General features: G+C 63.6%; 14 protein-coding genes. 4 read left to right on the forward strand and 10 right to left on the reverse strand.

Annotated elements, in window-relative coordinates; translation table 11 throughout:
• Positions 1-70: 70 nt before the first annotated feature.
• The 4 genes from VQ045_RS01490 to VQ045_RS01505 form a co-directional block, all read right to left on the reverse strand.
• Positions 71-823, reverse strand: coding sequence for an SDR family NAD(P)-dependent oxidoreductase (locus VQ045_RS01490; protein WP_331828920.1), 753 nt, complete (start codon positions 821-823; stop codon positions 71-73).
• Between the two features lie 110 nt (positions 824-933).
• Entirely contained in the window at positions 934-2463 is a 1530-nt protein-coding gene (locus VQ045_RS01495; protein ID WP_327624631.1) for a tripartite tricarboxylate transporter permease, read from the reverse strand.
• Positions 2464-2472: 9 nt separating this feature from the next.
• The gene (locus VQ045_RS01500) at positions 2473-3009 is read right to left on the reverse strand and encodes a tripartite tricarboxylate transporter TctB family protein (protein ID WP_327624632.1); all 537 of its coding nucleotides are present in this window, start codon (positions 3007-3009) and stop codon (positions 2473-2475) included.
• Positions 3010-3148: 139 nt separating this feature from the next.
• Positions 3149-4147, reverse strand: coding sequence for a Bug family tripartite tricarboxylate transporter substrate binding protein (locus VQ045_RS01505; protein WP_331828921.1), 999 nt, complete (start codon positions 4145-4147; stop codon positions 3149-3151).
• A 297-nt stretch (positions 4148-4444) separates the two neighbouring features.
• Between VQ045_RS01505 and VQ045_RS01510 the strand changes: the two genes are divergently transcribed.
• Positions 4445-4870 carry a PaaI family thioesterase gene (locus VQ045_RS01510; protein ID WP_331828922.1) on the forward strand — a complete coding sequence of 142 codons (426 nt, stop codon included), beginning with the start codon at positions 4445-4447 and terminating at the stop codon, positions 4868-4870.
• A 109-nt stretch (positions 4871-4979) separates the two neighbouring features.
• Entirely contained in the window at positions 4980-5144 is a 165-nt protein-coding gene (locus VQ045_RS01515; protein ID WP_331828923.1) for a hypothetical protein, read from the forward strand.
• A gap of 328 nt (positions 5145-5472) precedes the next feature.
• Here VQ045_RS01515 and VQ045_RS01520 read toward each other — a convergent pair whose 3' ends face one another.
• The 4 genes from VQ045_RS01520 to VQ045_RS01535 all read right to left on the reverse strand — a co-directional run bounded on the left by VQ045_RS01520 (position 5473) and on the right by VQ045_RS01535 (position 10399).
• Positions 5473-6051, reverse strand: coding sequence for an ABC-type transport auxiliary lipoprotein family protein (locus VQ045_RS01520; RefSeq protein WP_331828924.1), 579 nt, complete (start codon positions 6049-6051; stop codon positions 5473-5475).
• A gap of 97 nt (positions 6052-6148) precedes the next feature.
• The gene (locus VQ045_RS01525) at positions 6149-8386 is read right to left on the reverse strand and encodes an MlaD family protein (protein WP_331828925.1); all 2238 of its coding nucleotides are present in this window, start codon (positions 8384-8386) and stop codon (positions 6149-6151) included.
• Entirely contained in the window at positions 8386-9210 is an 825-nt protein-coding gene (locus VQ045_RS01530) for an ABC transporter ATP-binding protein (protein WP_331828926.1), read from the reverse strand. The genes VQ045_RS01525 and VQ045_RS01530 overlap by 1 nt, the downstream gene beginning before the upstream one ends.
• A 1-nt stretch (position 9211) precedes the next feature.
• Positions 9212-10399: an ABC transporter permease gene (locus VQ045_RS01535; RefSeq protein WP_331828927.1), complete on the reverse strand. Its 1188-nt coding sequence runs from the start codon at positions 10397-10399 to the stop codon at positions 9212-9214.
• Between the two features lie 178 nt (positions 10400-10577).
• On the opposite strand from VQ045_RS01535, the gene dgcA reads away from it, so the two are divergent.
• Positions 10578-11558, forward strand: a complete 981-nt coding sequence (dgcA, locus tag VQ045_RS01540; RefSeq protein ID WP_331828928.1) for an N-acetyl-D-Glu racemase DgcA — start codon at positions 10578-10580, stop codon at positions 11556-11558.
• A gap of 32 nt (positions 11559-11590) precedes the next feature.
• On the opposite strand, the gene VQ045_RS01545 is transcribed toward dgcA, so the two are convergent.
• Both VQ045_RS01545 and VQ045_RS01550 read right to left on the reverse strand, forming a co-directional pair.
• On the reverse strand, positions 11591-12628 hold the full coding sequence (locus tag VQ045_RS01545) for a glycosyltransferase family 4 protein (RefSeq protein ID WP_331828929.1): 1038 nt from the start codon (positions 12626-12628) through the stop codon (positions 11591-11593).
• A gap of 1 nt (position 12629) precedes the next feature.
• Positions 12630-13454 carry a UDP-2,3-diacylglucosamine diphosphatase gene (locus tag VQ045_RS01550; RefSeq protein WP_331828930.1) on the reverse strand — a complete coding sequence of 275 codons (825 nt, stop codon included), beginning with the start codon at positions 13452-13454 and terminating at the stop codon, positions 12630-12632.
• A 224-nt stretch (positions 13455-13678) separates the two neighbouring features.
• Between VQ045_RS01550 and VQ045_RS01555 the strand changes: the two genes are divergently transcribed.
• Entirely contained in the window at positions 13679-15985 is a 2307-nt protein-coding gene (locus VQ045_RS01555) for an NADP-dependent malic enzyme (RefSeq protein ID WP_331828931.1), read from the forward strand.
• Positions 15986-15997: the final 12 nt, after the last annotated feature.

Here is a 15997-nt window from a genome sequence, read left to right on the forward strand (position 1 = left end):
ACTGCCCCTGCCTGCGGCGCCCTCCCTTCGTCCTGCCTCGCGGACAGGCCCACCCCGAGCGAGTTCTCGTTCAATTCATGTACCAGCCGCCGTTGACCCCCAGCGTCTGCCCGGTGATGTATCGGGCATTGGGGCCACACATGAAGCGCACGGCCGCTGCGATCTCCTCCGGCTTGCCCGGTCGCTTCAACGGGACCGGCCGGTCCCGGAAATGCGGCGGAACATGATCCCGCTTGGTGTCGATATAGCCCGGTGAGATGCAATTGACGGTGATGTCGCTGTCGGCAAGTTCGGCGGCAAGGGCCCGTGTCAGGCCTGCGATGCCGGCCTTGGCGGCGACCACATGCGCCCTGCCGCCGACGGCCGCCTGGCCCGCGACCCCGCCGATGTTGATGATCGCGCCACGCCCGTTGGCCGAAAGATGCGGGGCACAAGCCTGGCTGCAAAGGAAGGCGCCGTCGAGAATGCTGCTGTGAACCTTGCGCCAATCCTCGAACGCGATGTTCTCCAAAGGCGCGTCACCGCGCGAGGCGGCATTGTTGACGAGAATATCGATCCGTCCGAATTTCGCGAGCGCCGCATCGACCAGACCGCGAACCTGCTCCGGGTCCCCGACGTCCGCCGCATGCGTCATGGCCTGTCCACCGCTGTCGACGATTTCCCGCTCGACGGAGCGGGCGGCATCGAGATCGGTCCTCGTGTGGATGACCACGGCGGCACCGGCATCCGCCAATTCCAGCACGATACAGCGTCCGATGTTCCGGGCACTTCCCGTCACGATGACGACACAGCCCTCCAGTTCGCGTGTATCCTGATAACCCATCGAAATTCTCCTTTGAAACGACACGCACGGCACTGACTGGGTGGCGGACACGGAGGCGGATCAGCCTGAACCGGCCAAACCAGCCGCTTCCGGCCGGCCGGGCCCACCGCCTACTCCTCCAGGTTCGATTTGAATGGAAACGCGCGGCGCATCGGTCCTTGCAGGCTGCGGCGCAGGCCGGAGGCCAACAACGGGCCGCCAAGGCTCAGAAGCGTGAGCGCGTAGAAAAACAGACAGATCGGGCTATCGAAAAACCGTAGCCAATTGCTGTCGAAGATGATCATCGACTGCGACCAGGATTTTTCCAGCAAACCGCCGAGCACCAGGCCCATCACGAATGGCGCCGGACCGAATCCCTTACGCAAGGCGAAGAAGCCGATGACGCCTGAGATGAGCATCACCCATACGTCCACCGGCGCCTGGCGAAACGAATACGAGCCGATCAGGGCGAAGACGAACACTGCGGGCCAAAGGAACGTACGGGGGACCAGCGTGATCAGGGAAAACAGCTTTACACCACCCAGCCCCACGATCAGGAACAGGATGTTGGCGAGGAACATAGCGGTGAAGATCGCATAAATAAACTCGGGCGTTTCGGTCATGAGAAAGGGTCCCGGCCTCAGACCGTGCATCATGAGTGCCGCGAGAATGATCGCCGTCGTCCCGCTACCGGGGATGCCGAGCGCGAGCGTCGGGACCATGGCGCCGCCGGTGCCGGCGTTATTCGCCGCTTCCGGCCCCGCGATACCCTCGATTGCGCCCTTGCCGAACTCTTCCTTGTTCTTGGACCAGCGCTTGGCTTCGTTGTAGCCCATGATTGCGGCGACCGTCGTGCCTTCGGCCGGCAGAACACCGATTACGGTGCCGATGATGGACGAGCGCAGGATCGTCATCCGGCAACGACGGAAATCCTCGCGGCTCGGCAATTTCAGAGCCAGGGACTTGATGCGCTTCATCACTTTGTCGCTGGCTTGCGACTGGTTCAAAAGCTCGCTGATCGCGAAGATGCCGATAAGCACCGGTACGAAGTTGATTCCCTCATAGAGAACGGGAAAACCGAAGGTGAAACGCTCGATCCCGCTAACCAGCGCGATGCCGACCGTGCTCGTCAGAACGCCCAGCCCCCCCGCGATCAGGTTTCGCAACGACGACTTGCCGCTGATCGCGGCCAGCATCGACAATCCGAACAGCGTGAGGGCGAAATATTCCTGAGGCCGGAAGCTGAGCGCGATACGGGCAAGCAGCGGCGTGAACAGGATGAAGATGACCAGGCTGAACAGACCCCCGAGGACGCTTGCGACCGCCGCCATGCCGAGGGCCCGTCCCGCCTCGCCGCGTTGCGCCATCGGGTAGCCGTCGAAGGACGTGGCGACCGCGGGCGGCGCGCCGGGCGTATTGATGAGGATCGCGGTAATGGAGCCGCCGAACGTCCCGGCGACGTAGAGCGCCGCCATCATGGAAATCGCCAGGATCGGATCCATGCCGATGGTGAAGGGCAGAAGCAGCGCCACAGCCATGCTGGAGCTCAAGCCCGGCAAAGCCCCGACAAGAACGCCCAGCACGACCGAGACGAAAATCAGCAGGAGGCTCATGGGCGTGAGGATGAGGGACATGCCCGTCAGGATCGCATCGACATCCATGATCGTCTCCTAACGGAACAGCGCGCCGGTGAGGCCGAAAGCGAGGTTCACCTTGAGGCCTAACGCGAACAGAACCGCGACGGCGATCGGCAGCCCGATCGCGAATGCCGCAATCAGACCGTAGCGTCTTTCTCCCCACAACAGCGGAAGCAGGGCGGTTGCCGCGACCATCACTGGAAAGATCCCCAATACGGGCATGAAATAGACCGCCAGGGTCATGAGTGCGGCGGTGAGAAAGACCACGGGCTTGGGCCTGTCTTCGCCGCCAATATCCAACTCTGCACCGGACCGTCGCTTGATCACCCGTTCGAACGGGAGCGCGAGGGCCATGACGACGATCGAGCCGATCAACAGGCGTGGAAAAACCGTGGGCGGGGCGTTTTGCGCAAGCGATGCCGGAACGGCGGGCCAGCGCGTCGTGTCCCAGTAGAGAAAAGCGCACATCACGATGAGGACGGCGGACACAACGAGGTCCGAGCGATCCAAGCCAGAGGGTGGTGACTGTTCCGCGCGCTCCGCGAGCGCTGGTTGGTTGTCCTGGGTCAACGAAAGCCCCATTGGATCAGCATTCGATCGAAAACGGCGAACCGGTTTTGTCGACCTGATCGTTCGACGGAGGGAGAACGGGATGGGGACAGAGGACGAATGCCCGTATCCTTCATCCCGCTCTGGCCGGACTTGAAGCTTACTTTTTCTCCAGCCCCAGCTTCTCGATGGCTTCTGCTGCTTCGGCGTAGGCCTTTTTAAGTTGCGCGTCCCAAGCCTCGCTCCCGGCGACGCTGGTGGCCGGGTCGAGACCCGAGTTCTTGAGATAGGTGGTGAACTGTTCGCCGCCCATCGCCTCCAGAAGCGCTGCCTCCAGGACCGCCACCTTTTCCGGCGGCGTGTCCGCCCGCACAACGTAGCCCCGTGTCGTGTTCACCGACACGTTGTGGCCTTTGGACGCCGCCGTCGGGACATCCGGCAGATCCGCGATCGGCTCGTCCGAAAGGGCCACGATGGCCCGTAGATCGCCATCCGAGATCGGCCCGAGTGCCTCGCTGACATTGGCAAGGGTCGCGTCGATCGCTCCGGAGCGTAGAGCCGTGATCATTTCGCCGCCGCTGCCGAAGGGCACGACGCGATACTCGACACCGGCCTGGTCGGCCCATCGACTGATGCCGATATGCTCGGTTCCGCCGACCTGCGCCACACCCCAATTGAGCGCCTTCTCCTTGGAGGCAGCGATCAGACCGTCGTAATCCTTGATATCGCTGTCGCCGCGAACGACGATCACCGACGGATCCTGCATGGCACGCGCCACACCTTTCACGTCGTCGATGCCGAGCGGCGACATACCGCGCGCCATGGTGTAAAGATGGGTCTCGGTCGTGGCCATGAGCGTGTAGCCATCCGCCGGGCGTGACGCCAGATATTCGTGCGCCACCCTGGCCGCGCCACCCTGCTTGTAGACGACGACCAGGTCCTGCCCCAGGCTCTTCGATGCCGCGTCGATCCACATCCGGATGGTCTGGTCCGTGCCCCCGCCCGGAGACGCATGCGAGATGATCTCGATCTGCTCCGAGGGGAACGCGTCCTGCGCCACGACAGCCGACGGAACGGCGACCATCATGCCGGCGACCAGCGCGCCGGCCATGCGGCAGGACAATATCCGATAGTTTTGGGATGCCCTTTGCGATTTCATGGTGTTTTCCTCCTCCCAGGATGCTGCTTGGCGATTGTTCGCCTTATTTTTTTGACCGGCGCCCGGCAGGAAACGTCCTGGCAACGCGGCGGCTGACGAGCACCGTAACATGAGTTGCAGCTTTGGCAACCACTCTCTGCGACACTCTGGATTACCTGACTTGGCGGGTCACCACCACTGCGGTGGGAAGTCTCGTCTCCTGCCAGTCGGTCGGATATTATCGAACCGACATCCGCGGACCAGCCGATTCAATCGGCGCCGACGGGCAAGAAGACGCGCAGCGATCGGAGCAGCATCATGGATTCACGCGAGACGGCGTTCGACCCCGCCGCAAACGGCTGGGAACAGATCGAGGACACAGGTTTCATTGGATGCGTCGGGCCGGTTTGGCAGCGACGGGACGGCGACGTTCTGTCCCTTGGATTCATTGCCGAGCCGAAGCATCACAATCGGCGCGGTGTCGTGCAGGGCGGCATGCTGGCCACCCTCCTCGACCGCGCGATCGGCATGGCCGTGTTCGAGGCCAGCGGTGGCCGCCCCCAAGCCACGGTCCAACTGGACATGCATTTTCTCGACGCCGTTCAGATCGGTGAATTCGTCGAAGCACGCTGTCAGATCGACAGGCGCACGCGCTCGGTCACATTCGCGACCGGGACGGCGTTCGTCGGCAAGCGGCCTGTCGCATCCGCCAAAGGGATCTGGAAGATGCTCGGCATCGACTGACGCCCCCTCCAGCCCCCTCATTTCTGCATGGCTGTCATCCGCTTCCACATCTTCTGCTGCACTGCAAACAGCGTATATCCAGCAAGGATAAGTCGTCGGAGTTGAAGTCATGAGCCAAGCAAGAAAATTCGCCAATACCCTCGGAACGATGTTCGATGAATTTCGGGCTGCCCGTTCTGTCGCCGCTGCCATGGAAGCTGGCCGCCGGCCTCCGGAACGTGCGCTTCGCACGCTCGGTCTCGACGAGAGCATCTTCAACGGGATGTACCGCTGACGTCTCGCCAGAGACGAAGTCTCTAGCTTACGGCACAGGCTGACAGTCAGGCCGCCAGAACCCTCGTCGTTTCAGCGGCATGCCAGAACCCTCGTCGTTTCAGCGGCATGTTAGCGTCTTCAGACGCGGTAGCTGTAAAAGCTTCCGCGTCTTTTGCGTTCCCGAAGCCAGATCAGCATACGCCGGTCCGAACAGACATCATCCGCAAGGCGTCTTCTGGCGATCAGCGCGGACGTCGTGATCGTCAAACATCCAGAAGCTCGTGCGGTGCCCCGCGTCAGCAGACGCGCTGCATTGATCCGGTGCCAGAGCATCCGGGTGATCATCCTCAGATCAGCGCCAGGGTCCAACCGACGATCTCGCCTGAGATCTTGTCGAAGGCACGGTCGAGAGCGGCCACATAATCGGCGTTCGTGGCGCCCGCCACCGGCACCTCCGTGCCGAAAACCCGGGTGCGGACCACACTGCCGTTCCGGTCGTTCAGCGCCTTCACCGAAATCTCGATCGTTGCCCGGGCCGCGCTCGCGGCGTTGATCTCGAACTTCCGCACTTCCATGACCAGCTGATAGTCAATCGCGAGCCCCTGCCCCGGCACGCCCACGGCGCCGACGCGTCCGCTGTTCTCGAATGCCTGCAATAGGCGGAGCTGCACCATGCGCGGCAGCCGGTCGCTCCACTGGCTGTTGGCCAGATACTCGACTGAATAGGGCGTCGGCTTGACGACGATCTTCTCGCTGTCCAGCGTCTTGATCGCCGTCGGCTCCGGAATCAGGATCTGCGCCCGCGTCCTTCCGGCGACATTCGGCACGAGCGGTGGCGCGGAGATTTCGAACGTGTCTGGGGGAGCGGACGTCACGCAGGCCGACAGCCCGAGCGTGAGAAGCGCGATCAGTACCGGTTTGCACATTGCCCGCATTTTCTGTTCCCCGTCCCGCTCGCCGCACGCGCGGTTGCTCGCATCCACAACCGAAGCTGTCAACGAGGCCGTCGTTTCGCCCGCCATTCTACCGGCGCTTGCGGCCGTCAAACTGCTTCACTTCGTCGCCGCCATAGATCAGCCGGCTCGGATTGTTCGAGAAGTCGTTCACGGCTCCCTCGATCCGGTTGACCGATCGGGTCACGTCGCGCACCAGCGTCTGGAACTCGCGCAGACCCTGACCCGAGAAGCGCTGCAGATTCGCCGAGATCGGCGCTACCTGTGACCGGATCGATAGCGCCGTTTCGCGGATGGCTCGCAGCGTCGTGGCGATGTCGCTGCCGAGGCTGGTGCCGTCATCGGCGCCCTTGAACGTATCGTCGACCGAACTGATCAGACTGTCGACCCGCTCAGAGGCGGTCCGCAGGCGCTGGGACGTCAGTTCGACATTGGTAATGATGCCATTGATGTCATCCTTGCGCTCGCCGACCGAGTTCGCGACGCCTGCAATCGAATCGGCCGCGCGCGCCACGTTGTCGGTGGCCGCCGAGACGTTCTCCACGGCGCGGTTGACCTTGCCCGGGTCGATGCTGGCGATCAGCGTGTCGACCTGGGTTCTGGTCTCGGTAAATCCGGTCAGGGTCGTGTCCAGCGTCCGCACCGTCTTGTCGACGCCGTCGATGATCGATTGGATCTCCTCGGTCTTGCCGCTCAATGCCGAGGTGATCGTCCGCACGTCGCCGATCGCCTGGTTGACCGTGGCTGAATCGATCGATTTGACCAGATCGTTGGCCGAGGTGACCGCCTCGTTCAACCGCGCGCTGGCCTGGCTGACATCCTCGGAGATCGAACCGAGACTGCCGATGAATCGGTCGATGTCGCCGCTGCGCTGGGCGATCGTCGTGGTGATCTGGTTGACGTTCTGCGCCGCCTTCGCCGCGCCGGAGATCGCCGAATTGATCGCTTCCTTCTGGGTGCCGATGCTTTCGGCCAGCGAGGAGACGTTGGTCGCGGCCGAGGTGATGCCGTCGAGCGTTGTCGCGATTTGCTTCGGATCGACCGCGGCGATCACGCCGTTAGCCGATTGCAGCGTCGTGTCGAGCCGCTCGGCGACGCGGGTGGCGGTCTCGGAGATCGGCCCGAGATTGGCGATGAATTTGTCGACATCCTCGCTACGCTCGGCGATGGTCGTGGTGATGCGATCGACATTGCGAGCGGCATTGGACGCCCCGGTAATCGCCGAATTGATCGCCTCCTTCTGGGCGCCGATGGTTTCGGCCAGCGAGGAGACATTGGTCGCGGCCGAGGTGATGCCCTCGAGCGTCGTCGCAATCTGCTTCGGATCGACCGCGGCAATGACCGTGTTGGCCGATTGCAGCGTGGTGTCCAGCTTTTCCGCGACCTTCGCCGCCGTGTCCGAAATCGGACCGAGATTGGTCAGGAAACGATCGATTCCGTCCGTGTTGCGGCCGATCGCCTCGCCAACCGCGCCGACGCTTTCGGCGGCGGTCCGGACGGAATCGACGACGCTGCCAATGTTCTCCGATTGCGCGCGCAGATTATCCGACATCGCCGCGACATTGTCGACCACCGTGCTGACCGCCGTCGGGTCGACTGCCGCCAGAATGCCGCGCACCTTCGAGATCGCGTCCGGCAACCCTTCGGCGACCGTGTTGGCGGTCTTGGAGAGATCGCTCAGACTTTTGAGAAAGTTGTCGATGTCGTCGGAATTGTCGGCCAGGCTGGCGGTGAAGACCTCGACATGCTTGGCGGTCTTGGCGATGTCGTCCGCGGTCGATTCCACTGCGGGGCCGACGTCGCCGACGAGGCCCTCGAACTGACCGAGGATGTTGTTGGCCCGTTCGGCAATATCACGCGCAGTTGCTAGGATATCGGTCACGTCGGACGGGTTTGCCTTGATGATGGGCACGGTGCCCTGTTCGATAGCCTGCTGGATGAGACCGGGCTCCTCGGCCACGCCGCCCTTGAGCTCGATGAAGGCGAAACCGGTCAGGCCCTGGAAGCCGATGTTGGCTTCCGTCGATTCCTTGACCGGCAGACTTGGGTCGACTTCGGTCGTCGCGATCACGACGCGCGGATTGTTCGGGTCGATGCGCAGCGCCTTGACGCTGCCGACCGGCAGTCCGTTGAACAACACCTGACTGCCCTGCTGAAGCCCGGTGACCGAGCCTTCGATCCGAACCAGCAGCGGCACGCGGGAATCCCCCGATGAGGAGAACACCGACCAATAGACAAAGCCGAAGGACAGCGCGAGAACCACCAGCGTAAAAATACCGACGCGAACGTAGTTGGCTTTGGTTTCCATTACCTGGCTCCCTCGACGAGACTGGCGGCATGATCCGGCGCTGCGATGGTGCGCGCCCGCTTGCCGTGGAAGTACGAGTTCACCCACGGATGGTCGAAATCGAGCATTTTCGATAACGGCCCTTCGACGAGCACCTTGCGATCGCCGAGCACGGCGATACGGTCGCAAGCTTGAAAGAGGCTGTCGAGGTCGTGGGTGACCATGTAGACGCTGAGGCCGAGCGTATCGCGCAGGGTCATGATCAGCTGATCGAAATCGGCCGCGCCGATCGGGTCGAGGCCGGAGGTCGGCTCATCCAGGAAGACGATGTCCGGATCGAGCGCCAGCGCGCGGGCAAGCGCGGCACGCTTGATCATTCCGCCCGACAGCTCGGAAGGAAATTTGTCGGCGGCGTCGGGGGCAAGCCCGACGAGATCGATCTTCAGGCGCGCGAGTTCGTGCATCAAGGTCGGCGACAGGTCGAGATACTCGCGCATAGGCACTTCGATGTTTTCCAGAACCGTCAGCGAAGAAAACAGTGCGCCATGCTGGAACAGGACACCCCAGCGCCGCTCCACCGCGAGCCGTTCCGCGTCGCTGGCCGTCTCGTAGTCGATCCCAAATATCTCGATGGTGCCGCCCTGCTTCTGGTTGAGGCCGAGAATTGTGCGCAGCAGCACGGACTTTCCCGCCCCGGACGGGCCCACAAAGCCCAAAATCTCTCCGCGGCGAACGTCGAGCGACAGATTGTCCAGAATCGTCTTCTCGCCGAAACGAACCGTCACGTCGCGGGCGCGGATGATGATCTCGTCGTCTGCCGCCGCGCGGCCATTGGTCAGGGACATGTCAGAGGCCGATGGACGCATAGAAGATCGCAAAAATGCCATCTAGGAGGATGACGAGGAAAATGGATTTGACAACCGCGGCGGTCACATGGAGGCCGAGGCTTTCGGCGCTGCCGCCGACCTTCAGGCCCTCGGCCGAAGCGACGAGTCCGATGATGATCGCCATGAAGGGTGCCTTGATCAGCCCGGCGAAAATGGTGAAGAGGTCGATGGATTGCTGCAGCCCCTGCAGGAAGTTGGCGAAGCTGATGCCGGAATACATTCGCAGCGTCAGCATCGCTCCCAGCAAGGCAGCGAGATTGGAAACAAACGTCAGGAGCGGCAGCGCGATCGTCAACGCCACCAGGCGCGGGAAGATCAGGACGCTGATCGGATTGAGGCCGATGACGTGCAGCGCATCGACCTCTTCGCGCATCTTCATCGAGCCGATCTCGGCGGTGATCGCGCTGCCCGACCGGCCGGCGATCATGATCGCGGTGAGCAGCACGCCGATCTCGCGCAGCACCAGGATGCCCGCCAGATTCACGGCGTAGACCTCGCCACCGAAGCGGCGAAGCTGGAAGGCCCCCTGCTGGGCGATGATGCCGCCGATGAGAAAACTCATCAAGACGATGATCGGCACCGCCTTCACGCCCATCTGGTCCAACTGATTGAAGATCGCCGCCGGGCGGAACTGGGTCTTGCCGGTCAGGCGCCGACTGGCACCGAAGATCGACCCGCCAATGATATTGAGAGCGAAGACAATCTCGTCCTTCATGGCGATGACGCCGCCGCCGGTTCCGGCGAGTACCTTCACCAGGCGATTGGCGCGCTGTTTCGCCGGTTGCGGGCGCTCGCGATCCATTGCTTGGCGCACAGCGGCAAAAAGCGCTTCGTCCCGCGCCTCGACCCCCTCGATCCGCACGTCGCGATCGCTCGCGGCAATGTCGCGGGTCATTTTCTCCAGGACGAACGCGCCGGCCGTGTCGATCCGCTCGACCCCGGCGCAATCCACGACGACGCTGCGGCCGAGGTCGGCACCGGCCGTGTCATCGACCGTTTGTTCGAGGGAACCGACGGTTCGGGCCAGCCAGTCGCCGGACGCTCGAAGCACGAGCGCACCATCCCGTTTCTCGCCTTCGAGAGCAGGTTGAACCGTGCGCCGCCGGCCGGACGCGCCGGTCGACTGGGCCGTGGAACCTTCAAGCATTGGTGTCCGTCGTGACCTTCCTCGGAGGCGACCCTAACCGGGTGCAAGGAACCTATCCGCCGCCGTCCAATTCGGGCGCGGCGTTCGCGCGATTCCCTACAGTGTCTTAACATTAAGCGTCTATTCACAACTTGTCATGAAATGTCCGCCTGACCGGCGGTTGCGAGGGAATTTGCCGATGCCGCGTAGTCTTTCGGTCACAGTCGAACACTTCCCGCTGGCAACGGAATTCCGCATTGCGCGCGGATCCAAGAGCGAGGCGGTCGTCGTTACCTGCGAGATCGCCGACGAATACGGCCGTGGCCGCGGCGAATGCGTACCGTATCAGCGCTACGGCGAGAGCATCGACAGCGTGCGCGAGCAGATCGAAACCGTGCGCACGGCGATCGAGGCGGGCGGTTCGCGCGACCGCCGCGCCACGTTGCTGCCGGCCGGCGCGGCCCGCAACGCTCTTGACTGCGCGCTTTGGGATCTCGAAGCGAAATCCAACGGCCGCACCGTCGCGAGCCTCGTCTGCGGCCAAACGCCGCGACCGATCGAAACAGCCTATACGATCGGGCTGGGCGACGCTGGCGACATGGCTGCCGCCGCGCGGGCGGCGAATCGGCCGTTGCTGAAGATCAAGGTCGGTACGGACTCCGACGCCGTACGGATCCGGGCCGTCCATGCGGCGGCCCGAAACTCGCGGCTGATCCTCGACGCGAACGAAGGCTGGAACGAAGCGAATATTCGCGAGCACATGCTGGTCGCCGCCGCCGCGGGAGCCGTGCTGATCGAACAACCGCTTCCCGCCGGCAAGGACCACATCCTGGCCGACATGCCGCATCCGGTCCCGATCTGCGCCGACGAGTCGGTCCATACCGCGGATGATCTTCAATCGCTGCGGGGACGCTATGACTACGTCAACGTCAAGCTCGACAAGACCGGGGGGCTGACCGAGGCGATCCGGCTGGTCGAACAGGCCCACGACCTCGGCTTCGGCGTCATGGTCGGCTGCATGGTCGGGACGTCGTTGGCGATGGCGCCGGCGGTTCTCCTGGCGCAGGCCGCCGAATTCGTGGATCTCGACGGTCCACTGCTGCTTGCCAAAGACCGACCGGGCGGCCTCACCTATTCGCGATCGAGCGTCTCGCCGCCGCGCCCGGCGCTGTGGGGATAAGGTGTCGCCGGGATGCGGACATCCTCCCCGGCTCAGACCGCCAGACGAAACGCCTGCTCCACCGAGGGCTCGAACGCACCCGCCACCGCCTTCAGAAAAATGTCCGCGCAGGCGTCCCAGCTATAGGCCCGCGAGCGATCCAGCGCGTCCTGAGGATCAAGCGACAGAGCAGCGAGACAGGCTTCCCGCAAATCATCGGACATATGCCCAGCCTTTGACGATCCGATCACGTCGAGCGGTCCCGGCTCCGGAAAGGCGGCGAGCGGAATCCCGCAAGCGAGCGCCTCGATGAGGACTATCCCGAAGGTGTCGGTCATCGAAGGAAACACGAAGACATCGGCGGCGGCATAATAGCGCGCCAAGGTATCGCCCGACTGCGTCCCGGCGAAATGCACGTCCGGGTAACGCAGCGCCAATTCGCTCAACATCGGCCCATCGCCGACCACGAGCTTGGAGCCCGGCAAATCGATATCCAGAAACGCCGTAAGGTTCTTCTCCGGTGCGACACGCGACACCGTGAGGAAGACCGGCTTTGGCAAATTGAGCTCGACGGGGTGAACGGGGCGAAAGAGCCGCCGATCGACGCCGCGCGTCCAGGTGACGAGGTTGCCGAAGCCGAACTCGGCCAGATTTCGGCGCATCGATTGGGTGGGCACGAGGCAGGCCGCAGCCGGAGCGTGAAACCGGCGAAGCCAGGCATAGGTCAGCGCCTCGGGGACGGGCGCGCGCTGGCGTAGATACTCCGGGAAACGGGTGTGAAAGCTGGTGGTGAAGGACCGCCCGAGACGGAGCGCCGCGCGCCGAGCGGCAAGCCCGATCGGCCCCTCGGTGGCGATATGGATCGCCGTCGGGTCGAATTCGCGTATCGCTGCCGCCAAGCGATCGGCGGAGGCAATTGCCAGCCGAATTTCCGGGTAAGTCGGACAGGCAACGGTGCGAAAGTCGAGCGGAGTGACGACGCGGACTTCGATTCCGCGCTCGCGGAGCTGGTCGATGAGGTTGGCAAGGGTGCGGACCACGCCGTTGACTTGCGGATGCCAGGCATCGGTCGCGATCAGAATTCGGCGCATCTCAAGCAGCCTCCACCGGTCGACGCGGCGACGCACGAACGTCGACGGGGGGCCGAGCAGGCGCTTCCTCCGACATTGTTTCGCTCCAGCGGATCAGTTCGAGAGAACCGTCGTGGCGTTCGGCGAGAGCCGTGCAGCTTTCGACCCAATCGCCCGTGTTGACGTATTCGATGTCGCCGTGTCGGACGATCTGCGCATAGTGGATATGACCGCAGATGACGCCGTCGCAGCCGTTCCGCTTCGCCTCTTCGGCGAGCGCGCTCTCGAAAGCGCCGATGAAGTTGACGGCGTTCTTCACCTTGAGCTTCGCCCATGACGAGATCGACCAATAGGGGAAGCCCAACCGGCGGCGGACGACGTTGAATACGACATTAATGGCGATCGCGGCATCATACGCCCAGTCGCCAAGATAGGCGAGAACACGAGCGTTACGGACGACGACATCAAACTCGTCACCATGGATCACGAGAAATTGGCGCCCGTCAGCCATTGTATGGATGTCCGTCAGCTTGACCTCGACGCCGCCGAAATGCTGACCGGGAAAATCACGCAGGATCTCGTCGTGATTGCCGGGGATATAGACGATCGTCGCCCCCTTGCGCGCCTTGCGCAGGAGTTTCTGCACGACGTCGTTGTGCGACTGGGGCCAATGCCAGGAGCGCTTCAGGCGCCATCCGTCGACGATGTCGCCGACGAGGTAGATCTTTTCCGCGTCGTGGACCCGAAGGAAGTCGACCAGCATCTCGGCCTGCGCCGCCTTCGAGCCGAGATGGACATCCGATAGAAACAGCGTCCGAAAATGACGTGTCGTAGTCAGCTGGTGCATGGTTGCCGTCCCGTGCATGCGTAGGATACCCCGTCTGCCTGCGTCGGGAATGACCGATTCTGATTGCATCCATGTGACGGGCACCCCGCTAGCGTCTGCCCGCGCGCACGGCCAGCCGCCATCGGCCGGTTGCGGGGCGCGGGCGATCGGGTAGAAGAAGCATCGGTCGGGCAAGATCGAGATCGAGCCGGGGACCGTCCGGCGGCTGTGAGGGAGAGAAGATCATGTCCGAAACCGAATCCGGCGCCGAGCGGGCGGCGACCGGCGATCTCGACGAGCAGGCGCTGTTCTATCATCGCTATCCCAAGCACGGAAAACTGGCGATCCAGGCGACGAAACCGCTTGGCAACCAGCGCGATCTCGCTCTCGCCTATTCGCCCGGCGTCGCCGCCCCCTGCCGCGAGATCGAGCGCGATCCTTCGCTCGCCGCTGTCTATACCGGCCGCGCCAACCTCGTCGCCGTGGTCTCCAACGGCACCGCCGTGCTCGGGCTCGGCGATATCGGCCCCCTCGCCTCCAAGCCGGTGATGGAAGGCAAGGCGGTTCTGTTCAAGAAATTCGCCGACATCGACGTCTTCGACATCGAGATCGATGCCAGGGAAATCGACCATATCTGCGATGTCGTGGCGGCGTTGGAGCCGACCTTCGGCGGTATCAATCTGGAAGACATCAAGGCACCCGAGTGCTTCGAGGTCGAGGCGCGGCTGCGCGAGCGCATGGGTATCCCGGTCTTTCATGACGATCAGCACGGCACGGCGATCATCGTCGCCGCCGCGATCCGCAACGGCTTGATGCTCGCCGGCAAGAAGCTGGAAGACGCGAAGATCGTCACCTCCGGCGCCGGTGCGGCGGCGATCGCCTGCCTCAACCTCTTGGTCGAACTCGGCGCCAGGCGCGAAAACATCACCTGCACCGACATCGAGGGGGTCGTCTACGAGGGGCGCGAAAAGCGCATGGACCGCTGGATGGCGGTCTACGCCAAGAAGACCGACAAGCGCACGCTGGAGGAGGTCATCGAGGGCGCCGACGTCTTCCTCGGCCTTTCGGCTGGCGGTGTGCTCAAGCCGGACTACCTGAAGACGATGGCCGCCAAGCCGATGATCATGGCGCTCGCCAATCCGACGCCGGAGATCATGCCAAGCCTCGCCAGAGAGGTCCGGCCCGACGCGATGATCTGTACCGGACGGTCGGATTTCCCCAATCAGGTCAACAACGTCCTCTGCTTTCCCTATATTTTCCGCGGCGCGCTCGACTGCGGGGCGACCGCCATCACCGAAGGCATGAAGACCGCCGCCGTCGACGCGATCGCGGCGCTGGCGCGCGAGGAAGTTTCGGAAGTGGCCGCCAAGGCCTACGGCTCGGATACGCCGGTGTTCGGCCCCGACTATCTGATCCCGGCGCCGTTCGATCCCCGGCTGATCCTGAAGATCGCTCCGGCCGTAGCCAAGGCCGCCGAGGCCGACGGCGTCGCCACGCGGCCCATCACCGACATGCCGGCCTATGTCGACCGGCTGAACCGCTTCGTCTTCCGCTCCGGCCTGATCATGAAGCCGATCTTCCGGATCGCCAGGGATTCGGGCAAGCGGGTGATCTTTTCCGATGGCGAGGACGAGCGGGTGCTGCGGGCCGCGCAGGTCCTGCTCGAGGAAAAGCTCTGCGCGCCGATCCTGATCGGGCGACCGAGCGTGATCGCATCGCGCCTCGAGCGCTATGGGCTGCGCATCAGGCCGGGCGAGGATTTCGAGGTGGTCAATCCGGAAGACGATCCGCGCTACCGCGACTATGTCGATCATTATTTCGGCAAGGTCGGTCGCAAGGGCGTCAATCCGGATACCGCCCGCACGATCGTGCGCACCAATACGACCGTGATCGGCGCAGTCGCCGTCTCGCGTGGCGAGGCCGATGCGCTGCTCTGCGGCCTGGAGGGCCGGTTTCCGCACCACGTCCGCGACATCAGCCAGGTCCTCGGCGTCGTAGACGGCGTCAGGAAATTCGCGGCGATGAGCATCCTCATCTCCCAGATGGGCACGAAGTTCTTCGTCGATACCTATGTCCAGCGCGATCCGTCAGCAGAGGATCTGGCGGAGATGACGATGCTCGCGGCGGCGGAAATCCGGCGCTTCGGCATCGATCCGAAGGGAGCTCTCGTTTCCCATTCGAATTTCGGCTCGGACGACACTGAGTCGACGCGGAAAATGCGCGAGGCCGTTGCGATCTTGCGGCGGCTGGCACCGGACATCGAAGTCGACGGCGAAATGCACGGCGACGCGGCGCTCAGCGAGGCGACGCGTCAGCGCATCATGCCCGAGTCGACCCTGAAGGGCGAAGCCAACCTGCTGATCTTCCCCAGTCTCGACGCGGCAAACATCACCCTCAACGTCGTGAAGACGATGACCGATTCGCTGCATGTCGGGCCGATCCTGCTCGGCGCCGCCTCGCCCGCCCACGTCCTGACGCCGTCCGTCACCTCGCGCGGTATCGTCAACATGGCGGCGATCGCCACGGCCGAGGCGGTGCAGCGCGGCGGCTGAGGACCACGCACT

Origin of the sequence: Aurantimonas sp. E1-2-R+4 (assembly GCF_036549515.1) — a bacterium.
Taxonomy (GTDB): domain Bacteria; phylum Pseudomonadota; class Alphaproteobacteria; order Rhizobiales; family Rhizobiaceae; genus Aurantimonas; species Aurantimonas coralicida_A.